Source organism: Allobosea sp. NPDC055332, from assembly GCF_053645455.1.
In genome coordinates this window covers 378,371-400,656 of the sequence record NZ_JBSHMO010000003.1, presented here as the reverse complement: position 1 = coordinate 400,656, position 22,286 = coordinate 378,371, and the positions used below count along the sequence as shown (strand labels likewise).

The window sequence follows — 22,286 nt, the reverse complement described above, 5'->3', positions numbered from 1 at the left end:
CCTGACATGCCTGTGACCATTCTCGATCTCGTCGTCATCGGCGTGGTGCTGATCTCGGCTTTGCTGGCAGCCGTGCGCGGGCTGACGCGCGAAGTGCTGGCGATCGCATCCTGGGCCGCCGCAGCCGTCGTCGCCTGGATCTTCCACCCGCAGCTGCTGCCGCTGGCGCAGCAGTACATTCCCAACAAGACCGTGGCGCTGGTCGCGGTAATCGCCGCGCTGTTCCTGGGCACGCTGATCGTCGTCTCGCTGATCACGGCCCGGATCTCGGACTTCGTGCTCGATTCGCGCATCGGCGCGCTCGACCGCACCCTCGGCTTCGTCTTCGGCGCCGCCCGCGGCCTGCTGCTCGCGGTCGTCGGCTATCTCTTCTTCACCGCGCTCGTGCCGGAGAAGATGCAGCCGGCCTGGGCGCGCGATTCGCGCTCGAAGCCACTGCTGGAAGAAACCGGCCGCAGCCTGCTCACAATGTTGCCGCAGGATATCGATTCAGAGTTCGTGAAGAAGCTGCTGCAGCCGAAGGCGCCTGAGACGACCGAGCCGCCGGCCGAGGAGCCGCGCACGCCCGGCGCCAACCCGCCGGCCGGCACCGCCCCGGCCGACCCGCAGCGCCGCACCCAGGCGCCCGCCACCGACCGGCAGGCGCTGCAGCGCGTGATTGATACGACTGCCCCGGCCGCCACCGGCGCGACGCCCGCCCCGGCGCAACGCCGGCCCTGATTGGAGCCAGAAGCCGAATGGAGCCTGCGATGAGCCAGATCCACGATGCCGACGCCGTGTTCGACCCGAACGCCGATCGTTTGCGCGAGGAATGCGGCGTGTTCGGCATCTTCGGCCATGACGACGCGGCGGCGCTGACGGCCCTCGGCCTGCACGCGCTCCAGCATCGCGGCCAGGAAGCGACCGGCATCGTCTCCTTCGACGGGCATCGCTTCCATACCGAGCGCCAGCTCGGCCTCGTCGGCGACGCCTTCTCCGATGCCAGCGTGATCGAGAAGCTCAAGGGCAAGCAGGCGATCGGCCATGTCCGCTACTCGACCACCGGCGAGACCATCCTGCGCAACGTCCAGCCGCTCTTCTCCGAGCTGCATGGCGGCGGCTTCGCGGTGGCGCATAACGGCAACCTGACCAACGGGCTGACGCTGCGGCGCAACCTCGTCCGCGACGGCGCGATCTACCAGTCGACCTCCGACACCGAGGTCCTGCTCCATCTCGTGGCGCGCAGCCGCAAGCCTAAATTCATCGAGCGCTTCATCGACGCGCTTCGCCAGATCGAGGGCGCCTATGCCTTCGTCGGCATCACCAACAAGAAGCTGGTCGGCGCCCGCGATCCGCTCGGCATCCGTCCGCTGGTGCTCGGCGAACTGAACGGCTGCCCGATCCTGACTTCCGAGACCTGTGCGCTCGACATCATCGGCGCCAAGTTCGTGCGCGAGATCGAGAATGGCGAGGTCGTCGTCATCTCCGAGCAGGGCATCGAGAGCCACAAGCCCTTCCCGCCCGTGCCCGAGCGCCCCTGCATCTTCGAGTACATCTACTTCGCCCGGCCGGATTCGATCGTGAAGGGCCGCAGCATCTATGAGCGTCGCAAGGCGATGGGCGCGCAGCTCGCAGCGGAAGCGCCTGCCGATGCCGACGTGATCGTTCCGGTGCCGGATTCCGGCGTGCCGGCAGCGCTCGGCTATGCCCAGGCGAGCGGTATCCCGTTCGAGCTCGGCATCATCCGCAACCACTATGTCGGCCGCACCTTCATCGAGCCGACGCAGAAGGTGCGCGAGCTCGGCGTGCGGTTGAAGCATTCGGCCAATCGCAGCGTGGTCGAGGGCAAGCGCATCGTGCTGGTCGACGATTCGATCGTGCGCGGCACGACCTCGCTGAAGATCGTCAAGATGATGCGCGAGGCCGGCGCCCGCGAGGTGCATTTCCGCATCTCCTCGCCGCCGATCACCCATCCCGATTATTACGGCATCGACACGCCCGATCAGGCGAAGCTGCTCGCCGCGACGCATTCGCTCGAGGAGATGCGCCAGTTCGTCGGCGCCGATTCGCTCGCCTTCATCTCGGTCAACGGGCTCTACAAGGCGATGGGCCATGAACGGCGCGACCCGACCCGGCCGCAATTCACCGACCATTGCTTCACCGGCGAATATCCAACCTCGTTGACCGATGTCGTCGGCGAGAGCGCCAAGCAGGAAATGTCGCTGCTCGCCGCCGGCTGAGCCTTTCGACGGGACGTTCATGACCAAGCCTCTGGAAGGGCGCATAGCGCTCGTCACCGGCGCGTCGCGCGGCATCGGCCGCGCTGCGGCGCTCGCCTTCGCCGAGGCCGGCGCCCATGTGATCGCGCTGGCGCGCACCACCGGCGCTCTGGAAGAGCTCGACGACGAGATCCGGGCGATCGGCGGCAGCGCGACGCTGGTGCCGGCCGACCTCGCCGACGGCGCTGCGATCGAAAAGCTCGGCCCTGCCCTGCTGGAGCGCTGGGGCAGGCTCGACATCCTGCTCGCCAATGCCGGCATCCTCGGCCCGCTCGCGCCGCTGACCCATGTCAGCGCCAAGGAATGGTCCGAGGTCTTCGACATCAATGTCAGCGCCAACTGGCGATTGCTGAAGTCGGTCGAGCCGGCGCTGAAGGCGTCCGAAACCGGCCGGGCGATCTTCGTCTCCTCCGGCGCAGCGCATAAGGGCCTAGCCTACTGGGCTCCGTATGCCGTTTCCAAGGCCGCGCTCGAGGCGATGGCGCGCAGCTATGCCGACGAGACGCGCTCGACCAATCTGCGGGTCATGCTGGTCAATCCCGGCCCGTTGCGGACCCGCATGCGGGCGCAGGCGATGCCGGGCGAGGATCCGATGACGCTGAAGACGCCGGAAGACCTGGCGCCGCATCTGGTCGCGATCGCCGCGCCCGACTGGAGCGAGACCGGCAAGATCTTCGACTTCCCGCAGGGCAAGCTGCTGACGCCGCAGATGCCGGCGTAGAGACAGCCCTCCCCGTCATGGTCGGGCTTGTCCCGACCATCCATGTCTTCCCTTGCCGCGGTCTGTGTTCAAGACGTGGATGCTCGCCACAAGGGCGAGCATGACGTCCTTTCACGGCGCAGCCGCATATTCCCGCACCACCGCGATCAGGTCCGGCACGGTCAGGTTCGGCAACGCCGCCATCTCGTCGAGCGAGAACCAGCCGATCCGGACATGCTCATCGGAGAGGTTCTCCGCCTCGCCACCCTCCCAGCCCGAGACGACATAGATGTGGTGCAATGCCACGCCGTTGCGCTCGGGGAAGCGCTCCTGTGCCGAAAGCATCAAGCGGTAGGTCAGCGGCGTCAGCCCGACCTCCTCGCGGCATTCGCGGATAAGCGCTGCCTCGCGCGCCTCGTCCTGTTCGATCCGACCGCCGATCGCGTCCCAGTGATCGGCCCAGGCGCGCTTCCAGGAGGCGCGCAGGCCGAGCAGCACCCGCCCGTCGGCGCGCAGGAACAGCGCGCTGACGGTCTCCAGCATCAGCCCTTGCTCTTGTCGTAAGGGTTGGCGCCGCCGCGGGTATGGAGCCGGACAGGCGTGCCCGGCAGCTCGAACGCCTCACGCAGATTATTGGTGAGATAGCGCAGATAGGAGACCGGCAGATGCTCGAGCTGGTTGCCGAACAGCGCGAAGGTCGGCGGCCGCGCCTTGGCCTGCGTCATATAGCGGATCTTGATGCGCCGGCCGGCCACCGCCGGCGGCGGATGGGCTGAGAGCACGCCTTCGAGCCAGCGGTTGATCTTCGCCGTCGAGACACGGCGGTTCCAGACCTCATAGGAGCGGAACACCGCCTGCATCAGCCGGTCGATGCCTTCGCCCGCGATCCCCGAGAGCGGCACGATCTCGACGCCGCGGATCTGCGCCAAGAGGTGATGCGCCTTCTCCTTGAGCTCGGCGAGCAGGCCCTGCTTGTCGGCGACGAGGTCCCATTTGTTCAGGCCGATGACGACGGCGCGGCCTTCGCGCTCGGTCAGGTCAGCCAGGGTCAGGTCCTGCTTCTCGAAGGGGATGGTCGCGTCGAGCAGCACGACGACGACCTCGGCGAAGCGGATGGCACGCAGCGAATCCGCCACGGCGAGCTTCTCCAATTTCTCGTCGATGCGGGCGCGCTTGCGCATGCCCGCGGTATCGAACAGCTTGACCGGGCGGCCACGCCATTCCCATTCGACCGAGATGGTATCGCGGGTGATGCCGGCCTCGGGGCCGGTCAGCAGGCGCTCCTCGCCGATCATCCGGTTGACCAGGGTCGACTTGCCGGCGTTCGGGCGGCCGATGATGGTGACGCGCAGCGGCCGGTTCGGATCGACGTCCTCGTCCGACGGGGCTTCGGCAGGCACATCGACCCAGGCCTCCTCCTCGTCCTCCTCGGGCTCGTCGACGATATAGGGTGCCAGCGCCTCCAGCAGGTCGGAGGTGCCCTCGCCGTGTTCGGCCGAGAACGGCACCGGGTCACCGAGGCCGAGCGAATAGGCCTCCACGACGCCGTCCTTGCCCTTGTTGCCCTCGGCCTTGTTGGCGAGCAGGATCACGGGCTTGCCGGAGCGGCGCACCAGCTCGGCGAAAGGCTGGTCCATCGGCGTCAGGCCGAGCCTGGCGTCGATCATGAACAGGATGACGTCGGCCTGTTCGATCGCGGTTTCGGTCTGGGCGCGCATGCGGCCGGCAAGCGAATCCTTGTCGGCCTCTTCGAGGCCGGCGGTATCGATCACCGTGAAGCGCAGATGGCCGAGGCTGGCCTCGCCCTCGCGGCGATCGCGCGTGACGCCGGGCTGATCATCGACGAGCGCGAGCTTCTTGCCGACGAGCCGGTTGAACAGGGTCGACTTGCCGACATTGGGCCGGCCGACGATGGCGATGGTGGCGCTCATGATCCGTCTTTAATGCAGCATTGGGCCTCGTCCGGAAAGTGCCCCCACTATCCGGTCCGAAACCCTAGCCTGGGGGCGGCCGCCTGTGACAGCGGCGCCCGATTTCAGTTCTTGATGGTAACGGGGCCGCCGCGCACCAGCGTCAGATAGAGCTCGACGCGCTGGCGCAGCACCTGCGGCGATTGCGGATCGGCGACGACAGCGTCAAACCAGCGCCCGGCATCGTCGAAGAGATTGGCCTTGAGCGCGGAAATGCCGAGGAATTCGCGGGCCGAATGGCGCCAGAGCCCGGTCGGTGTCGTCAGCGGCTCGAGCTCCTTGCGCAGATCGGCATAGGGCACAATGTCGACGCGCAGCAGGCCGGCGCGCAGGCGGGCGAGCTCGCGATAATACTGATCGAGTGAAGCGTCGCCGGCGATCGCATCGAAGGCCGTCGCACCGGCTGCCGCGTCGCGCTTGCCGACCTCGGCCGCGAGGCGGAAACGCGAGAGCTGGCGATAGCCCGCGGGCGCATTGGCGGCGAGCTCGGTCAGCGTCGCCTCGGCTGCACTGGCGTCATTGTCGCGCGAGGCGCGTACCGCGGCCTCGAACTTGGCGCCGACGGCCTCGGCCTTCTTGCGCTCCTGCTGCTGCCAGAACTGCCAGCCACCGACGCCGGCGACAGCCAGCACGGCGATGGCGATGAAGACATTGCCATACTTCTTGAAGATGGCGGTCGCCTTGTCGCGGCGAACCTCCTCATCGATCTCGCGGAAAATATCGGACATGACGCCTCAAAACTGCTTTCGCCAGCCGGGTAGCATCTTTGCCGGCGGAATGCGAGCCGCAACGGCCACACAGCGCCGTCAGCGCCAGCCTATGGTCGCGATGCGCCCGGCGCAGCCAATCCGGCGAGCACCGTGTCGATGAGCTTGCGCCATTCCCCCGTATCGCCCCCGGCAGCAAGAGCGAGCGAGGCCCTGTCATAAGCGGCGCCGAGCAGTTGTGCGGTCGCCGCCAATGGCAGGGGCGGCAGAGCACCAGCCCGCATCGCGGCGTCAAGACCTTCATGCAAGGTGCGCCCTGCATGGCGAGCGTCGATCGCGTCGAGTTCTTCGCGGCCGAGCACCGCGGCGGCATCGATCAGCAGCAATTGGGTCCGGCCCGGCACCTGCATCGCCTCCAGGAAGGCCGCACCGCCCTTGCTGAGTGCCTTAAGCGGCGAAAGGCCGGGCCGGGCCGCGCTCTCGATCTCGTGCGCGACCGCGGCCGACTCCGCCTCGACCACGGCCCGGAACAGCGCCTTTTTGTCGGCGAAGTGGTGATAGAGCGCGCCCCGCGTCACTCCCGCCTCGGCGACCAGCTCGGGCGTGCCGGTCTCGGCATAGCCGCGGCTGACGAAGAGCTTGCGCCCCGCCGCGATCAGCGCAGCGCGGGTGGTGTCCGAGCGATCCTTGTTGGACCGGCGCGCTATCTCTTGCATACGTGCAGCCTGTATGTTATTTCATCGAAACATACAGAATGTATGTTTATGACGAAAGACAGGCAAGCCCATGAAAGTCACGAGCTATTACCCGGTGATCATGACCGAGAAGGTCGCCGAGACCGCCGCTTTCTATACCGCCCATTTCGGCTTCGAGGCCCTGTTCGAGGCCGATTGGTATGTCCATCTGCAATCGACCGCGGACGAGCGGGTCACGCTGGCAGTGCTGAATGGCAGCCATGAGACGATCCCCCTGCCCGGCCGCGGGCGCGTCAGCGGGCTGATCCTGAACTTCGAGGTCGAGGATGTCGACACGGAGCATGCGCGCCTCAAGGCGGCCGGGCTGCCGATCCTGCAGGAACTGCGTGACGAATGGTTCGGCCAGCGCCACTTCATCACCGCCGATCCGAACGGCGTGCTGATCGATGTGATCAAGCCGATCCCGATGAGCGCCCCGCCCGAAGGCCATGCTTGATCACGCCGTTCATGGCAGGCACCTTGCTTACGCTTCTGCCATCGCAAGGGAGGTCGCCATGAACCGGATCGCCAGCGGGCTCGGAGCAGCCCTTCTCGCCCTCGCCTCGCTCGGTGCGGCCGAGGCGGCGCCGATCAAGGTCAAGGTCTTCGTCGCCTCGATGTTCGAGATCGGTGCCAATACCGGCGACCGGGCCGGCGAGTTCCAGCACTGGTATGAACGCTACTGGCAGAAGAGCCAGCCGCACGAGGCGCGCGGCGCCTTGAAGCCGGTCTACTGCAACGGCGACGGCGTTTGCGGCGCCGTGCTCGGCATGGGCAAGGTCAATTCCTCCTCCTCGATGCAGGCGATCCTGCTCGATCCGGGGTACGATTTCTCGCAGGCCTATTTCGTCATCACCGGCGTCGCCGGCACGCCGCCCTCACGCGGCACGATCGGTGACGTCTCCTGGGGCAGCTGGCTGGTCGACTACGATCTCGGCCATCGCTGGGCGCCGGGGGAAAGCAAGCCGGGCGAGCCGGTCTTCATGCCGCGCAAAGGCTATGAGGAGTACCGGGTGTTCAAGCTCAATCCGACCCTGGTCGGCTGGGCGACAAGGCTCAGCGCCGGCGTAAATCTTCAGGATTCCGAGTCGGCAAAGCAGTACCGCCAGCGCTATCCGGACGAGAAAGCGCGGGCGGCGCCCTCCGTCCAGACCGGCACACACATGACCGGCGACACCTTCTTCCACGGGCCGGGCCTGTCGAAGGAGGCGCAATACATGGCCAAGCTCTATGGTGCCGACGACTATGTCATCACCGAGATGGAGGCGGCGGCGATCACCCTGGTGATCAAGCGCCAGTTCGGCACCGACCGGATCCTCAGCCTGCGCGGCGCGGTCAATTTCGACCAGGGCAATCCGAACGAGACGACCTTGCAGCATCTCGACCCGGCGCCGGGCCAGACGGCCGGCGGCTTCGCCGAGACCGTCGCCAATGTCGAGGCAGTCGGCTCGCGCGTCGTCGATCACATCGTCGGCAACTGGGGCGAGTGGCAGAAGGGCGTGCCGCCGCTGCCGGCAAAGTAGCGCTCAGGCCGTTCAGTCGGCCCGGAACAGCAGGCTGCCATCGCCATAGGAGTAGAAGCGATAGCCCTCGGCGATGGCGTGGGCATAGGCGCGTTTCATCACATCGAGCCCGCTGAAGGCGCTGACCAGCATGAACAGCGTCGAGCGCGGCAGATGGAAATTGGTCATCAGCAGGTCGACGGCGCGAAAGCGATAGCCCGGCGTGATGAAGATCGCCGTGTCGCCCGAGAACGGCTTGATGATCCCGTCTTCGCCGGTGGCGCTTTCGAGCAGGCGCAGCGAGGTCGTGCCGACCGCGACGATGCGCCCGCCCGCGGCCATGACGGCATTGAGCGCGCCAGCCGTCGCAGCGCCGACCGTGCCCCATTCGGCATGCATGCGATGCTCGTCGGTGTCATCCGCCTTGACCGGCAGGAAGGTGCCGGCACCGACATGCAATGTGACGAAATGACTGGAAACGCCGCGCTTCTTCAGCGCTTCGAAAAGCTCCGGCGTAAAATGCAACCCGGCGGTCGGCGCGGCGACGGCGCCCTCCTCGCGCGCATAGGTCGTCTGGTAGTCGCGGGCGTCGGCCTGGTCGGTCGCGCGCTTGCCGGCGATATAGGGCGGTAGCGGCAATTCGCCGAGCCGCGCGATCGCCTCGTCGAGATAGGGGCCGGTCAGCGAGAAGCGCAGGCCGATATCGCCGCCCTCCCCCTTGTCCTCGACCTCGGCCTGAAGTCGCGCAAGCTCGCAGGCATTGCCGGCGCCGTCGCTGTCGAAGACGACCGTCTCGCCAATGGCTAGCTTCTTGGCCGGGCGGGCGAAAGCGCGCCAGCGATCATCCGCCTCACGCTTGTGGAGCATGATCTCGATGCGGGCCGAGGCCTCGCCGCGATAACGCCGGCCCCAAAGCCGGGAGGGAATGACGCGGGTGTCGTTCAGCACCAGCGCATCGCCCGGCTGCAGCAACTCGACGAGGTCGCGGATGCCGCGATCCGCGAAGGGCTCGGGCGTGCCGGGACGGACGACGAGCAGCCTTGCGGCATCGCGCGGGCTCACGGGCCGCAGCGCAATGCGTTCCTCGGGCAGGTCGAAGTCGAAGAGGTCGACGTCCATCGGCCATCCTAAAAAATCATCCCGGGCCGACCAGAAGCCGACCCGGGATGACCGTGTTCGCGAAGCGCTGGAACGCCTCAGGCGTCCGCCTGCACCTTCAGCGAGACGATGGAGTCGGGATCGCGCACCGGCTCGCCGCGCTTGATGTTGTCAACGTTCTCCATGCCTTCCACGACCTGGCCCCAGACCGTGTACTGCTTGTCGAGGAAGCGGGCGTCGTCGAAGACGATGAAGAACTGGCTGTTGGCAGAGTTCGGGTTCTGGGCGCGGGCCATCGAGCAGATGCCGCGGACATGCGGCTCGGCATTGAACTCCTGGGCGAGGTCCGGATAGCTCGAGCCACCGGTGCCGGTGCCATGCGGGCAGCCGACCTGCGCCATGAAGCCGTCGATGACGCGGTGGAAGACGATGCCGTCATAGAAGCCCTCGCGGGCGAGCAGCTTGATGCGCTCGACATGGTTGGGGGCGAGATCCGGCCGCAGCTTGATCACCACGCGGCCCTTGGTGGTCTCCATGACGAGGGTGTTCTCGGGATCGAGCGACATCAGACTGATCTTTCGTTGGTCGGCACGCGGCCGAAGAAGCGGATGGTAATCGGGCGGCCTGCGATACTCCCTCCAAGCCCCGGCGACAACCTCATCGGCGTGCAATCGCGCACCGCGCGCATCAGCGAGTCGGTGAATCGCTCGCGCAGACCGGGCGGCGCGCGCCGCATCTCCCAGGTGACGCGCGGCTGGCCGAAGAGCGTGCCGTCGCGGCGCAGGCTGAAGCGGACGCTGGCGCTCGCACTGCCTCCCGCCTCAAGCGCAGGCGGCTTCCAGCAGCGGCGCAGCGCCGGACCGATCTGGTCGAGCCGGTCGACGGTCTCTTCGCCAAGGCCGATCGTCTCCGGGTTGACGGTACCGATGACGCCGCGATCGACGCCGGGCGTCGGCGGCGGCACGACCGGGCGGCGCGCACCTTCGCCGAACGGGCCGCCAATGCCCGGCATGTAGCGCTGGCCCGATTGCGGCGGCAGCACCGGGTTCTGCGAGCCCGAGGGGGGCGGCAGGACGGGGTTCTGGAAGCCCGAGGCCGGCGGCAGGCCAAGATCGCGCGTGTCCTGCGCCAGCACTGTGCCGCTGGCTGACGCCAGCAGCAGGAGCGCGAGCACAGGGACGCGCGAGCGGTACATGGGCTTATTTGGCGTCGGCCAGCAGGCGCATGCGGATGATCTTGTCGGGGCCGCTGACCGAGCCGTTATTGGCGCTGCTGCCCTTCTTGATCTTGCGCACGGCGTCCATGCCGGAGACGACCTCGCCGAACAAAGTGTACTGGCCGGTCAGCGAGCCGCAGCCCTCGAAGCAGATGAAGAACTGCGAATTGGCCGAGTTCGGGCTCTGCGAGCGCGCCATGCCGACCGAGCCGACCTTGTAGGGGGTCGGGGTGAATTCGGCCGGGATGTTCGGCAGGTCGGAGCCGCCGGTGCCGTCGCCCTTCGGATCGCCGGTCTGGGCCATGAAGCCGTCGATGACGCGGTGGAAGACGATACCGTCATAGAAGCCGCGCTTGGTCAGCGCCTTGATCTGCTCGACATGCTTGGGCGCGAGATCCGGCCGCAGGCGAATGGTGACGCGTCCGTCCTTGGTGTCGAGCGCCAGGGTGTTCTGCGGATCGAGATTGGCCGGCGCGGGGGCCTGAGCGTGAGCCAGGGCAATCGAAGCGGAAAATGCCAGGGCGGCGAGCGTGGTGCGAAGCATCGGAAACGTCTCCTGACCGCCGGAACGGCCCGGCGCATCTGAGGCAGCGAGGTAGCGGCATCCTATGACTGGAACAAGGCGCTGAATCGCCGCCGAAGCACAATGTTGCACCGCACAAGAGCAAACTGGAATAATTTTGCAAAAAGTTCGGTCGCGCGTTGCCTAAACAGGTGACAACATTATTGCGATCCGCTAATCAATTCAGCGCTGGCTCGCCCGACCGTTTTCAGGGCGCCGCGGACCAGGTCTCGGGAGGAACAAACAGCCGTTCAGTATATGAGTGCGCAGGTATAATGGCGCGCCGATACTGCGGTAAAAAACAGACTTCCAAGGGCAAGGCGCAAGCCTTGCCTTTTGTTTTGGACTATACGCTAGGCTATACTGAACGCTGTTCAGATATCGAACTGGGTCCAGATATACCAGACGATGCAGAAAACGATCGCGGCGATGATCGTTGTCGCGATCGCCTTCTTGGCGAGGCCGGGCAGGACCGGCGCCCCCGGATCAGTCCCCTTCTCGACAGTCCCGCTCTCCGCCTGGCTGCGCACGCCGAAAGGCAGCGTGACGAACAGCACCGTCCACCAGATCACGAAATAGACCGCAAGCCCGCCGCCGATCGTCATGATGCGCTGCCCTCCCCGGCCAAGGCGATGCAGGAGAACGCGACCCTGGCTTCCGTCGGCACGCCAAACCGCGCCGTGTGCCGGGCCGGCAGGCCGTTCGGGAAATGCTTTACATATTCGGCATTGCAGGCGGCATAGTCGCCGGGATCGGTGATCAGCATCGTCATCTGCACGACGCGATCGAGACTGGAGCCGGCCTGTTTCAGGATGACGCCGACGCGCAGCAGCGCGTTGCGCACCTCCTCGGCCGGCGTATCGCCGCGGAAGACGCCGAGCGCGGGATCATGCGGCGCCGATTGGCCGGAGACGAAGACGAGGCCGCCCGCTCGCGTGGCAAGGCTGAAGGGCCGCGGTGAGCCGGCTTCCGGCTCGCCGAAGAATGCGATCTCGGATGTCATGCTCAGGCCTGCTCCAGCTCGACGAGCGTGCCGCAGAAATCCTTGGGGTGGAGGAAGAGCACCGGCTTGCCATGAGCGCCTATGCGCGGCTCGCCCGAGCCGAGCACACGTGCGCCCTGCGCCTTCAGCCGGTCGCGCGCGGCGAGGATGTCGTCGACCTCGTAGCAGATGTGGTGGATGCCCCCGTCGGCATTGCGCTCGAGGAATTTTGCGATCGGCGATTCCGCACCCATCGGCTCCAGAAGCTCGACCTTGGTGTTGGGCAATTCGACGAAGACCACGGTGACGCCGTGCTCCGGCTGCGGCAGCGGCTGCGAGACGCGGGCGCCGAGCGTATCGCGATAAAGCGCGGTCGAGGCGGCGAGGTCCTTCACGGCGATGGCGACGTGGTTGAGGCGTCCGATCATGCAGAATCTCCGAGAGCCAGAACAGCCGGCATACGCAGCGCCATCGCTGCTGGATAGGGTCCATCATCGCTGAGCGAAGGGACCGGCGCATAGTGGCTGAAGCGCATTGTATGCGCCCCGTGCCCATCACTCATTGCCCGGAGCGAATTCGCATAGCCGAACAGGCTTGCAAGCGGAGCGGTGGCGCCGACAATCACGGCCGAACCGCCCGTCTCCTGGCTCGGCACAATTGCGCGGCGCTTTCGCAAGTCTACAAGAACGGCCTCGACAACGTCGCCCGGTACACGAACCTCTAAGGCCATGATCGGTTCGAGCAGCACCGAGACGCCTTTTTGAAGCCCTTCACGAAGAGCGCGACGCGCTGCCTCTTCGAAAGCGGCCTCGGACGAATCCAGGTCATGATAGGCCCAGTCGAGGAGCCTGATAGCGATGTCGGTCACTGGAAAGCCCGCAAGAACGCCAGAGCACCGAACCAGATCGATCCCTCGCCCGATGGCACTCCGATATGCCTCTAGCAGCGTGTGGGGCTCGACGTCAGAGATGAAAGCATTGCCCTGCCCTCGTCCGCGTGGCGCGAGAGCGAGTTTGATCCGAGCAAAGGCGCGCTGGCAGCCCATCTGTTTGAGGACAAAGTCGACCTCGACGCTTTGCGAGATCGTTTCGAGATACGCGACCTGCGGGCCGCCGGTGTTCAGGTCGAGCCCGTAGTCGCGTCGGAGGGCTTCAACCTTGCCGGCAAGCTGATCTTCTCCGACCCCGCCGATGATGATCTGCCCGCTCTCCTCGTCGATCCGCACCTGAAAGCTGCCATCGGAGGCTTCGAGCTCGCTCAGCGCCGCCATGACACGCACCCGATCGGCCCTGAACCGGGGTTCGATGGCCACATTCATCAGAATGGGAGCGGGGTTCATGGCGCAAGCAGGATCCAGAAGGAGCGAACAGGTTCGGCCCGATCCCCGGTTCAATCAAGCCGGGAATCTCGAACTGTCGCTAGCGATCCTACACCGTGATCACCAGCGCATTCACCAGCGGCTTCTTGCCCCACTCCTCGTTGACCGCGGCGCGTACGCCGCGTTCAAGCGCGTTGCGCACGGCTTCCGGGTCGCGGCGCTTGCCCTTGGGCAGGCCCTCGATCAGGTCCTCGACCGCGTCGGCGACGATGTCGTCGAAGGGCGTGCCGTCCTTGGCGGCAAGCGGCAGGCCGATCAGCGCCACTTCGGGATCGCCGGCGAGCTCGCCCTTCTCATCGAGGGCGACCGCGATCGAGATCACGCCGACGAAGGAGAGCCGGCGACGCTCGGGGATGGTGCGGTCGAGCGCACCGACCAGGAGCTCGCCATCCTGATAGAGCCGGCCGTGCCGGACCTCAGTGAGCTTGCGGGCGCCGTCCTCGGCGATCGCGACGACGTCGCCATTGCCCGCGCGCAGCACATGCTTGACGCCAAGGCTGCGGGCGAAGGTGGCGTGCTCGGCCAGATGCTGATCCTCACCGTGGGCCGGAATCGCGATCTTCGGCTTCAGCCAGCCATAGAGCCGCGCCAGCTCCTCACGCCGCGGATGGCCGGAGACGTGCACGAGATGGGTGCGGTCGGTGATGATCTCGATATTGTCGCGCGCCAGCCGGTTGAGGATGGCGCCAACCGCCTTCTCATTGCCGGGAATGGTGCGCGAGGAGAAGATCACCCGGTCACCGGGCGAAAGGGCGATCTCGGGGTGGTCGTCGGCGGCGATGCGCGAGAGCGCGGCGCGCGGCTCGCCCTGGCTGCCGGTCACCAGCGCGACGACCTTGTCGCGCGGCAGGTAGCCATAGTTCTCGACACCGCGGAACGCGGGGATGCCATCGAGGAAGCCGCATTCGCGGGCGACATCGATGACGCGGTCCATGGCGCGGCCGACCACGACGACCTCGCGCTGATTGGCCATCGCCGCTTCAGCCACGGCACGCAAACGCGCGACATTGGAAGCGAAGGTGGTGACCGCCACGCGGTTCGGAGCCGAGGCGACCAGCTCCTTCAGCTTGGCGGCGACATCCGCCTCGCTCGGGCTGATGCCGTCGCGCAGGACATTGGTGGAATCGCAGACCAGCGCCAGGACGCCTTCCTCGCCGAGCTCGCGCAGGCGGGCCTCGTCGGTCGGCAGGCCGACGCGCGGGGTCGGGTCGATCTTCCAGTCGCCGGTGTGAACGACGAGGCCGGCCGGGGTGCGGATGGCGAGCGCGTTCGATTCCGGGATCGAGTGCGCCACCGGCACGAATTCGATGTCGAATGGGCCAAGCGTGAAACGTCCGCCCTGCGCGACGATGTTCATCTCGACCTTGGGCGCGCCCGGCTCCGACAGGCGCCGCGTGGCCAAGAGGCCCGCGGCAAAGCGCGTGCACCAGACCGGGGCACGCAGCGAGGGCCAGAGCGCGGCGAGTGCGCCGATGTGGTCCTCATGGGCGTGGGTGATGACGATGCCGAGCAGGTTGGCCCTGTCCTCGATGATGTAGCTGAGGTCGGGCAGGACGATGTCGACGCCCGGGACTTCCGGCCCGGCGAAGGAGAGCCCGCAATCGACCAGGATCCATTTGCGCTTCTTTTCCGGCCCGAAGCCGTAGAGCGCGGCGTTCATGCCGATCTCGCCGAGGCCGCCGAGCGGAACGAAGACGAGCTGGTCGCTGGAACGGGTCACTGGCTATCCTGACGTTCTATGCTGAGGCGGGCGAAGCGGGCGGCGGGCAGGCCTAGCATGCTCTCCGACGCGCCTCCATAGCGGCAGGAGAGGCAGGCTGCCTTGCATCAACCTGCCGGAGCTTGTGGTGTCGATGTCGAGCCGAAATAGAGGTCGCCGGCGTCGATCAGCCGCCTTCCGCCCTCGGTTTCGAGCTCCAGCCGCCCGGAGGCATCGAGGCCGAGGAAGCGGCCGGAGACCGGGCCCTCCGGCAGGCGCATGGTGATGGTCTCACCGAGATAGGCGGCGCGCTCCAGCCAGGCGGCGCGGATCGGACCAAAGCCCCCCGGCAATGACCAGGCCGAGAAGCGCTGGTGCCAGGCATCAGACAGGGCTGCCAACAGACGTTCTACGGTCGCATCTGCTGCATGGGCAGAAAGGTGAGCGGCGGGATAAGGGGTCCCCTCCGGTGCGGAGGCAATGTTGACGCCAATACCGATGACGACGTTGAAGCGCCCTGCCCGGTTCTCGCCCTCCAGCAGCAGGCCCGAGGTCTTGGCCCCGCCGATCAGCAGGTCGTTCGGCCATTTCAGGGCGAGTGTCGGCGCGGAAAGGCCGGTAACGGCTGCAGCAGCATCGTGCAAAGCAAGGCCCGCAACGAAGCCGAGCTGCGGCGCCAGCGCCGGCTCGCATGGCGCGACCAGGAGCAGGCTGGCGTAGAGATTGCCGGGCGGCGAGCCCCAGTGGCGGCCATGCCGGCCACGGCCGGCATTCTGGCTCCGGGCGACGATCCAGAGTCGCCCGGGATCGCCTTCACCCAGCGCCCGCCGCGCTTCCTCCATCGTGGAGGTGACCTCGTCGCGGACAATCAGGCGATAGCCGGCGGCGCGTGCGCCTTCGCCGAGCACCTAGGTCCTCAGAACAGCGACTTCGCTGCCACAGCAGCGGAGTCGAACAGCGGCGCCGGCAGGAAGGACAGCACCAGCACGAACAGCGCCGAGATCAGCAGCACGGTACGCACGCCGGCGTCGCCCTTGTCGAAGGCGGGCTTGGCGTCGTCGAAATAGATCACCTTGACGATGCGCAGATAGTAATAGGCGCCGACGACGCTGGTAACGACGCCGACCACGGCGAGCACGTAGAGCTTGGCCTCGATCGCGGCGAGGAAGACGTACCACTTCGCCCAGAAGCCGGCGAGCGGCGGGATGCCGGCGAGCGAGAACATCATCATCGACATCGCAAACGCCATCCAGCCATTGGTGCGGGACAGACCGGCGAGCTCGCCGATCTCCTCGACCGGCTTGCCGCCCCGGTTCATCATCAGGACGCAGGCGAAGGCGGCGAGCGTGGTGGCGAGATAGATCGCCATATAGGTCATCACGCCCTGTACGCCGGCCGCGGTACCAGCAGCGAGACCGACGAGGGCGTAGCCCATGTTCGCGATCGAGGAATAGGCCAGCAGTCGCTTAATGTTGGTCTGGCCGATCGCGGCGAAGGCGCCGAGCGCCATCGAGGCGATCGACATGAAGACGATGATCTGCTGCCAGTCGTGCAGGGCGCCGGGGAAGGCACCGACGAAGATGCGCACGGTCATCGCCATCGCCGCCATCTTCGGCGCCGAGGCGAAGAAGGCCGCGACCGGGGTCGGGGCGCCCTCGTAGACATCCGGCGTCCACATATGGAACGGCACAGCCGAGATCTTGAAGGCGACGCCGGCGGCGACGAAGACAAGGCCGATGATCAGGCCGATACCGGGATGGCCGCCCTTCACCGCCTCGGCGATGCCGGCATAGCTCACTGTGCCGGTGAAGCCATAGACCAGCGACGAGCCATAGAGCAGCATGCCCGAGGAGAGCGCGCCGAGGACGAAATACTTCAGGCCGGCCTCGGTCGAGCGCGGATTATCGCGGTCGAAGGCGGCGACGACATAAAGCGCAAGCGATTGCAGCTCCAGGCCGACATAGAGCCCGATCAGGTCGCTGGCCGAGATCATCATCATCATGCCGACGGTGGCGAGGACGACGAGGATCGGGAACTCGAAGCGCATGGCGCCGTCGCGGCGCAGGAAATCGGCCGAGAGCACGATCGCCGCGGCAGCGCCGATCAGCGTCAGCACCTTCATGAAGCGGGCGAAGCCGTCGGCGATGAAGGCGCCGTTGAAGGTGACGACCTTGCCCTCGCCGCGCAGGACGAGCACCAGCGCCAGGGCCAGCAGCGCGAGCGCCGCGATCTCGAGCGTGCGCGTCGAGCGCTCGCCCTGGATCGCGCCGTAGAGCACCATGGCGATGGCGCCCAGCGCCATGACGATTTCCGGAAGCGCCGGGCCGAGAGCGGGCAAGGTGGTCATCGGAGCAGCCTTACTGGACTGCCAGCATCGCCGTCTTAGCGGCGGTGATGGCGGCCTGATAGTTCTTGATGAGAGCTTCGGTCGGCGCCGCGAAGGCGTCGAGGATCGTGCCGGGGGCGATGCCGTACCAGATCGTCAGCAGGACGAGCGGCACGAAGATCGCGATCTCGCGGGCGTTGAGGTCGGTGATGTCCTTGAGCTCGGGCTTCACCAGCTCGCCGAAGACGACGCGGCGATAGAGCCAGAGCGCATAGCCCGCCGACAGGATCACACCGGTGGTCGCCAGGAACGCCACCCAGGGATTGGCCTTGAAGGCGCCCATCAGCGTCAGGAACTCGCCGACGAAGCCGGCGGTGCCGGGCAGGCCGACATTGGCCATGGTGAAGATCATGAACACCACCGCATAGAGCGGCATGCGGTTGACCAGGCCGCCATAGGCGGCGATCTCGCGGGTGTGCATGCGGTCGTAGATCACGCCGACGCAGAGGAAGAGCGCGCCCGAGACCAGGCCGTGGCTGACCATCTGGAACATGGCGCCCTGGATGCCCTGCGGCGTCAGGGTGAACAGGCCCATGGTGACGAAGCCCATATGCGCCACCGAGGAGTAGGCGATCAGCTTCTTGATGTCCTCCTGCATCAGCGCCACCAGCGAGGTGTAGATGATGGCGATGACGGAGAGCGCGAAGACCAGCGGCGCGAACATCGCCGAGGCGTCCGGGAACATCGGGATCGAGAAGCGGATGAAGCCGTAGCCGCCCATCTTCAGCAGGATCGCCGCAAGAATGACGGAGCCCGCCGTCGGCGCCTCGACGTGCGCGTCGGGCAGCCAGGTATGGACCGGCCACATCGGCATCTTCACCGCGAAAGAGGCGAAGAAGGCGAGCCAGAGCCAGGGCTGCATCTGGACCGGGAACTTGTGCGCCAGCAGCGTCGGGATGTCGGTCGTGCCGGCGTTCCAGTACATCGCCATGATGGCGAGCAGCATCAGCACCGAGCCGAGCAGCGTGTAGAGGAAGAACTTGTAGGAGGCGTAGACCCGCCGCTTGCCGCCCCAGATGCCGATGATCAGGAACATCGGGATCAGGCCGGCTTCGAACAGCAGGTAGAACAGCACGAGGTCGAGCGCGACGAAGACGCCGATCATCAGCGTCTCGAGGATCAGGAACGCGACCATGTACTCGCGCACCCGCTTCTCGACCGAGGTCCAGGACGCCAGGATGCAGAACGGCATCAGGAAGGCGGTGAGGACAACGAAGGGGAAGGAGAAGCCGTCGACGCCGAGCTTGAACTTGATGATGTCGGAAACCCAGGCATGAGTCTCGACCATCTGGAAGCCGGGATTGGCCGAGTCGAAGCGGCCCCAGGCGACCAGCGCCAGGATGAAGGTCGCGACCGTCGCGATCAGTGCCGCCCAGCGGGCATTGGAGTTGACCGAAGCCTCGTCGCCGCGTTGCGCCAGGATGAAGGCGGCGCCGACCAGCGGCAGGACCAGGAGACCGGTGAGGATACCGAAGCCGAACATCATCTCACCCGCGGGCCATGAGGTACCAGGTCACCAGCCCGGCGACGCCGATCAGCATGGCGAAGGCATAGTGGTAGACGTAGCCGGTCTGCAGCCGCACGACCCGGTTGGTCACGTCGACGACACGGGCCGAGACCCCGTCCGGCCCGAGGCCGTCGATGACGGCGCCGTCACCCTTCTTCCAGAGGAAGCGGCCGAGCCACATTGCCGGCTTCACGAACAGGAAGTCGTAGATCTCGTCGAAATACCACTTGTTGAGCAGGAACTTGTAGAGAACCGGATTGGCGGCGGCGAGCTTGCCGGGCACGTCCGGGCGCAGCACGTACATGTAGAGCGCCAGCAGGAACCCAATCAGCATCGCGACGAAGGGCGACCAGACCACCCATTTCGGCACTTCGTGCATGGCGTGCAGGATGTGGTTGTCCTTGCCGGTGAACAGCGCCGCCTTCCAGAAGTGCTCGTAGTCGTGGCCGATGAACGCCTCCTTGAAGACGTAGCCGGCCGCAAGCGCACCAAGCGAGAGCACGGCGAGCGGGATCAGCATCACGAGCGGGCTCTCATGCGGCGTGTGGTCGTGGCCATGGCCGTGATCGTCGTGGCCATGCGCGGCATGGGCGTGATCGTCGTGCCCGTGGCCATGCGCGTGGTCGTCGTGGCCGTGCGCATCATGACCGTGGCCGGCCCAGCGCGGGGTGCCCTCGAAGGTCATGAAATAGAGCCGCCAGGAGTAGAAGGAGGTCATCAGCGCGGCGACGACCAGCAGCACGAAGGCATAGGAGCTGGCGAAGCCGCCATGGGCCACCGAGGCATAGGCGCTCTCGATGATCGCATCCTTCGAGAAGTAGCCGGCGAAGAGCGGGAAACCGGTCAGCGCCAGCGTGCCGATCGTCATCGCCGCCGCAGTCAGCGGGATGTGCTTCCTGAGGCCGCCCATGTTCCGCATGTCCTGCTCATGGTGCATCGCATGGATGACCGAGCCGGCGCCCAGGAACAGCAGCGCCTTGAAGAAGGCGTGGGTGAAGAGATGGAAGATGCCGGCCGAATAAGCGCCGACACCCATCGCCACGAACATGTAGCCGAGCTGCGAGCACGTCGAATAGGCGATGACGCGCTTGATGTCGTTCTGCACCAGGCCGACGGTCGCAGCGAAGAAGGCGGTGGTGGCGCCGATGACGACGACGACGGTCAGCGCTACGGGTGCGTATTCGAAGATCGGCGACAGGCGCGCCACCATGAAGACGCCAGCGGTGACCATGGTCGCGGCATGGATCAGCGCCGAGACCGGGGTCGGGCCTTCCATCGCGTCCGGCAGCCAGGTGTGCAGCAGGAACTGCGCCGACTTGCCCATGGCGCCCATGAACAGCAGCAGGGCGGTCAGCGTCAGCGCGTTCCAGTCATAGCCGAGGAAGCGGAAGCTGCGCTCGGTGAGGCCGGCGATCTGCGGGAAGATGCTGTCGAAGGCGACCGAGCCGGTCAGCACGAAAACCAGGAAGATGCCGAGCAGGAAGCCGAAATCGCCGACGCGGTTGACCACGAAGGCCTTGATCGCCGCGGCGTTGGCCGAGGGCTTCTGGTACCAGAAGCCGATCAGGAGATAGGAGGCGAGACCGACGCCTTCCCAGCCGAAGAACATCTGCACGAGGTTGTCGGCCGTCACCAGCATCAGCATGGCGAAGGTGAACAGCGAGAGGTAGGCGAAGAAGCGCGGCCGATGCGGATCCTCGTGCATGTACCCGATCGAATACAGGTGCACGAGCGAGGAGACGGTGTTGACGACGACCAGCATGACCGCGGTCAGCGTGTCGATGCGGAAGGCCCAGTCGACGCGCAGGTCAGCCGAGGCCAGCCAGGTCGCAACCTGGACGCGGGTGGTGCCGGAGCCGAAGCCGACCTGGACGAAAGCGACCCAGGACAGAGCCGCCGAGATCAGCAGCAGCGTGGTGGTGACGATCTCCGAGGCGCGCGCGCCGATCAGCCGGCCGAAGAGGCCGGCGATCAGGAAGCCGATCAGGGGGAGGAAGACGATCGCTTGATACATGGCAGGTTACGGGCGCGTCGCCGCGCTCAGCCTTTCATCATGTTGATGTCTTCCACCGCGATCGTGCCGCGGTTGCGGAAGTAGACGACGAGAATGGCGAGCCCGATCGCAGCCTCGGCAGCAGCGACGGTCAGCACCAGCATGGCGAAGACCTGGCCGACGATGTCGTTCAGGAAGCTCGAGAAGGCGACGAAGTTGATATTGACCGAGAGCAGGATCAGCTCGATCGACATCAGGATGACGATGACGTTCTTGCGGTTGATGAAGATGCCGAGCACGCCGAGCGTGAACAGGATCGCGGCGACCGCCAGATAAGAGCCAAGCCCGACCATCACGCCATCTCCTCGGGAACGCCGGCGCGCGAAGGCACCTGCTTCACATCCATCGCCGCTTCCTTGGTGCGGGCGTTCTGCGTCGGGATATCCTGGCGCTTGATGCCCTTGCGGTCGCGCAGCGTCAGCACGATCGCTCCGATCATCGCGACCAGCAGCACGAGGCCGGCGGCCTGGAAGTAGTAGATGTATTTCGTATAGAGCACCTGGCCGAGCGCGGCCGTATTGGTGACGTTGGCCGGGATCGCTGCGACCGGCGCACGCACGATCTGCGGGTCGATCACCCAGGCGCCGACGACCAGCAGCAACTCGACCGCGAAGATCAGGCCGATCAGGCCGCCGATCGGCAGGTATTGCAGGAAGCCCTGGCGCAGCTCGGCGAAATCGACGTCGAGCATCATCACCACGAAGAGGAAGAGCACCGCGACCGCGCCGACATAGACGACGACCAGCAGCATCGCCAGGAACTCGGCCCCGAGCAGCAGGAACAGTCCCGCCGCGTTGACGAAGGCGAGGATCAGGAACAACACCGAATGCACCGGGTTGCGCGCCGAAATCACCATCAGCGCCGAGGCGATGGTGACGCCTGAAAAGAGATAGAAGAAAGCCGCTGCGGCATTCATCTTCGCCAGCCTTTCCGCCCTTGCGGGCGGCCCTCGTTTCGTCAAACGGCGGGTCGAGTCCCGCCGCAGTTTGGAGCGTCTATAGTCAGGCCCGCCTAGCGCGACAACCGCGCGACGGGCCGCCGTCCTCAGCGATACGGCGCATCCATCGCGATGTTGCGCGCGATCTCGCGTTCCCAGCGGGCGCCGTTATCGAGCAGCTTGTCCTTGTCGTAGAACAGCTCCTCGCGCGTCTCGGTGGCGAACTCGAAATTCGGGCCCTCGACGATGGCATCGACCGGGCAGGCCTCCTGGCAGAAGCCGCAATAGATGCACTTCGTCATGTCGATGTCGTAGCGCGTCGTGCGGCGGGTGCCGTCGTTGCGGCGCGGGCCGGCCTCGATCGTGATCGCCTGCGCCGGGCAGATCGCCTCGCAGAGCTTGCAGGCGATGCAGCGTTCCTCGCCGTTCGGATAGCGGCGCAGCGCGTGCTCGCCCCGGAAGCGCGGCGAGAGCACGCCCTTCTCGAAGGGATAGTTCAGCGTCGCCTTCGGCTTGAAGAAGTAACGCATCGACAAGGCGAACGCGCCGACGAACTCCTTGAGGAGCAGTCCCTTGGCGGCTTGCGCGAGTGACATC

The 22,286-nt window shown here is 66.2% G+C and carries 25 protein-coding genes; 5 read left to right on the top strand and 20 right to left on the bottom strand.

The genetic code is table 11. From position 1 onward, the window contains the following. Positions 1 to 6: 6 nt before the first annotated feature. Genes ACWIGM_RS18220 through ACWIGM_RS18210 form a run of 3 tightly spaced genes read left to right on the top strand, consistent with a single transcriptional unit; the run spans position 7 to position 2,979 of the window. Positions 7 to 720 (top strand): CvpA family protein, encoded by a 714-nt coding sequence (locus tag ACWIGM_RS18220; RefSeq protein WP_454027366.1) that lies wholly within the window; start codon positions 7 to 9, stop codon positions 718 to 720. Positions 721 to 749: 29 nt separating this feature from the next. After that, a complete protein-coding gene (purF, locus tag ACWIGM_RS18215; RefSeq protein ID WP_454027365.1) occupies positions 750 to 2,219 on the top strand; it encodes an amidophosphoribosyltransferase in 1,470 nt (489 codons plus the stop codon). Positions 2,220 to 2,238: 19 nt separating this feature from the next. After that, positions 2,239 to 2,979: an SDR family NAD(P)-dependent oxidoreductase gene (locus ACWIGM_RS18210; RefSeq protein WP_454027364.1), complete on the top strand. Its 741-nt coding sequence runs from the start codon at positions 2,239 to 2,241 to the stop codon at positions 2,977 to 2,979. 111 nt (positions 2,980 to 3,090) lie between these two features. Here ACWIGM_RS18210 and ACWIGM_RS18205 read toward each other — a convergent pair whose 3' ends face one another. The 4 genes from ACWIGM_RS18205 to ACWIGM_RS18190 form a co-directional block, all read right to left on the bottom strand. Then, positions 3,091 to 3,501, bottom strand: a complete 411-nt coding sequence (locus tag ACWIGM_RS18205) for an NUDIX hydrolase (protein ID WP_454027363.1) — start codon at positions 3,499 to 3,501, stop codon at positions 3,091 to 3,093. Beyond that, positions 3,501 to 4,889, bottom strand: a complete 1,389-nt coding sequence (gene der, locus ACWIGM_RS18200) for a ribosome biogenesis GTPase Der (protein ID WP_454027362.1) — start codon at positions 4,887 to 4,889, stop codon at positions 3,501 to 3,503. The genes ACWIGM_RS18205 and der overlap by 1 nt, the downstream gene beginning before the upstream one ends. 104 nt (positions 4,890 to 4,993) lie before the next feature. Further along, positions 4,994 to 5,656, bottom strand: a complete 663-nt coding sequence (locus ACWIGM_RS18195; protein WP_454027361.1) for a tetratricopeptide repeat protein — start codon at positions 5,654 to 5,656, stop codon at positions 4,994 to 4,996. Between the two features lie 89 nt (positions 5,657 to 5,745). Beyond that, positions 5,746 to 6,351 carry a TetR/AcrR family transcriptional regulator gene (locus ACWIGM_RS18190; RefSeq protein ID WP_454027360.1) on the bottom strand — a complete coding sequence of 202 codons (606 nt, stop codon included), beginning with the start codon at positions 6,349 to 6,351 and terminating at the stop codon, positions 5,746 to 5,748. A 70-nt stretch (positions 6,352 to 6,421) separates the two neighbouring features. On the opposite strand from ACWIGM_RS18190, the gene ACWIGM_RS18185 reads away from it, so the two are divergent. Together ACWIGM_RS18185 and ACWIGM_RS18180 are read left to right on the top strand one after the other, a co-directional pair. After that, positions 6,422 to 6,826 (top strand): VOC family protein, encoded by a 405-nt coding sequence (locus tag ACWIGM_RS18185; RefSeq protein ID WP_454027359.1) that lies wholly within the window; start codon positions 6,422 to 6,424, stop codon positions 6,824 to 6,826. Positions 6,827 to 6,884: 58 nt separating this feature from the next. Then, on the top strand, positions 6,885 to 7,892 hold the full coding sequence (locus tag ACWIGM_RS18180; RefSeq protein ID WP_454027358.1) for a purine-nucleoside phosphorylase: 1,008 nt from the start codon (positions 6,885 to 6,887) through the stop codon (positions 7,890 to 7,892). A 12-nt stretch (positions 7,893 to 7,904) separates the two neighbouring features. On the opposite strand, the gene queA is transcribed toward ACWIGM_RS18180, so the two are convergent. The 16 genes from queA to nuoI form a co-directional block, all read right to left on the bottom strand. Next, positions 7,905 to 8,990 (bottom strand): tRNA preQ1(34) S-adenosylmethionine ribosyltransferase-isomerase QueA, encoded by a 1,086-nt coding sequence (queA, locus tag ACWIGM_RS18175; protein WP_454027357.1) that lies wholly within the window; start codon positions 8,988 to 8,990, stop codon positions 7,905 to 7,907. Between the two features lie 77 nt (positions 8,991 to 9,067). Continuing rightward, a complete protein-coding gene (locus ACWIGM_RS18170; RefSeq protein ID WP_454027356.1) occupies positions 9,068 to 9,535 on the bottom strand; it encodes a peptidylprolyl isomerase in 468 nt (155 codons plus the stop codon). Continuing rightward, positions 9,535 to 10,164 (bottom strand): hypothetical protein, encoded by a 630-nt coding sequence (locus ACWIGM_RS18165; RefSeq protein ID WP_454027355.1) that lies wholly within the window; start codon positions 10,162 to 10,164, stop codon positions 9,535 to 9,537. Before ACWIGM_RS18165 ends, ACWIGM_RS18170 begins: the two co-directional genes overlap by 1 nt. Positions 10,165 to 10,168: 4 nt before the next feature. Continuing rightward, positions 10,169 to 10,729: a peptidylprolyl isomerase gene (locus ACWIGM_RS18160; protein WP_454027354.1), complete on the bottom strand. Its 561-nt coding sequence runs from the start codon at positions 10,727 to 10,729 to the stop codon at positions 10,169 to 10,171. A 392-nt stretch (positions 10,730 to 11,121) separates the two neighbouring features. Beyond that, the gene (locus ACWIGM_RS18155; RefSeq protein WP_454027353.1) at positions 11,122 to 11,352 is read right to left on the bottom strand and encodes a DUF1467 family protein; all 231 of its coding nucleotides are present in this window, start codon (positions 11,350 to 11,352) and stop codon (positions 11,122 to 11,124) included. Next, a complete protein-coding gene (locus ACWIGM_RS18150) occupies positions 11,349 to 11,750 on the bottom strand; it encodes a RidA family protein (RefSeq protein ID WP_454027352.1) in 402 nt (133 codons plus the stop codon). The genes ACWIGM_RS18155 and ACWIGM_RS18150 overlap by 4 nt, the downstream gene beginning before the upstream one ends. 2 nt (positions 11,751 to 11,752) lie before the next feature. After that, a complete protein-coding gene (gene mce / locus ACWIGM_RS18145; RefSeq protein ID WP_454027351.1) occupies positions 11,753 to 12,157 on the bottom strand; it encodes a methylmalonyl-CoA epimerase in 405 nt (134 codons plus the stop codon). Next, on the bottom strand, positions 12,154 to 13,068 hold the full coding sequence (locus ACWIGM_RS18140; protein ID WP_454027350.1) for a hypothetical protein: 915 nt from the start codon (positions 13,066 to 13,068) through the stop codon (positions 12,154 to 12,156). Before ACWIGM_RS18140 ends, mce begins: the two co-directional genes overlap by 4 nt. A gap of 88 nt (positions 13,069 to 13,156) precedes the next feature. Next, complete coding sequence (locus ACWIGM_RS18135; RefSeq protein WP_454027349.1) at positions 13,157 to 14,827, bottom strand: ribonuclease J; 1,671 nt, start codon at positions 14,825 to 14,827, stop codon at positions 13,157 to 13,159. A gap of 107 nt (positions 14,828 to 14,934) precedes the next feature. After that, on the bottom strand, positions 14,935 to 15,714 hold the full coding sequence (locus ACWIGM_RS18130; protein WP_454027348.1) for a biotin--[acetyl-CoA-carboxylase] ligase: 780 nt from the start codon (positions 15,712 to 15,714) through the stop codon (positions 14,935 to 14,937). A gap of 8 nt (positions 15,715 to 15,722) precedes the next feature. After that, positions 15,723 to 17,153, bottom strand: a complete 1,431-nt coding sequence (gene nuoN, locus ACWIGM_RS18125) for an NADH-quinone oxidoreductase subunit NuoN (RefSeq protein WP_454027347.1) — start codon at positions 17,151 to 17,153, stop codon at positions 15,723 to 15,725. A 10-nt stretch (positions 17,154 to 17,163) separates the two neighbouring features. Next, the gene (locus ACWIGM_RS18120) at positions 17,164 to 18,675 is read right to left on the bottom strand and encodes an NADH-quinone oxidoreductase subunit M (protein WP_454027346.1); all 1,512 of its coding nucleotides are present in this window, start codon (positions 18,673 to 18,675) and stop codon (positions 17,164 to 17,166) included. 4 nt (positions 18,676 to 18,679) lie between these two features. Further along, positions 18,680 to 20,713 carry an NADH-quinone oxidoreductase subunit L gene (nuoL, locus tag ACWIGM_RS18115; RefSeq protein ID WP_454027345.1) on the bottom strand — a complete coding sequence of 678 codons (2,034 nt, stop codon included), beginning with the start codon at positions 20,711 to 20,713 and terminating at the stop codon, positions 18,680 to 18,682. Between the two features lie 26 nt (positions 20,714 to 20,739). Continuing rightward, positions 20,740 to 21,048, bottom strand: coding sequence for an NADH-quinone oxidoreductase subunit NuoK (gene nuoK, locus ACWIGM_RS18110; RefSeq protein WP_092154241.1), 309 nt, complete (start codon positions 21,046 to 21,048; stop codon positions 20,740 to 20,742). Then, positions 21,045 to 21,668: an NADH-quinone oxidoreductase subunit J gene (locus tag ACWIGM_RS18105; RefSeq protein WP_346364090.1), complete on the bottom strand. Its 624-nt coding sequence runs from the start codon at positions 21,666 to 21,668 to the stop codon at positions 21,045 to 21,047. The genes nuoK and ACWIGM_RS18105 overlap by 4 nt, the downstream gene beginning before the upstream one ends. 128 nt (positions 21,669 to 21,796) lie before the next feature. Continuing rightward, on the bottom strand, positions 21,797 to 22,285 hold the full coding sequence (gene nuoI / locus ACWIGM_RS18100; RefSeq protein WP_057192642.1) for an NADH-quinone oxidoreductase subunit NuoI: 489 nt from the start codon (positions 22,283 to 22,285) through the stop codon (positions 21,797 to 21,799). Between the last annotated feature and the right edge of the window lies 1 nt (position 22,286).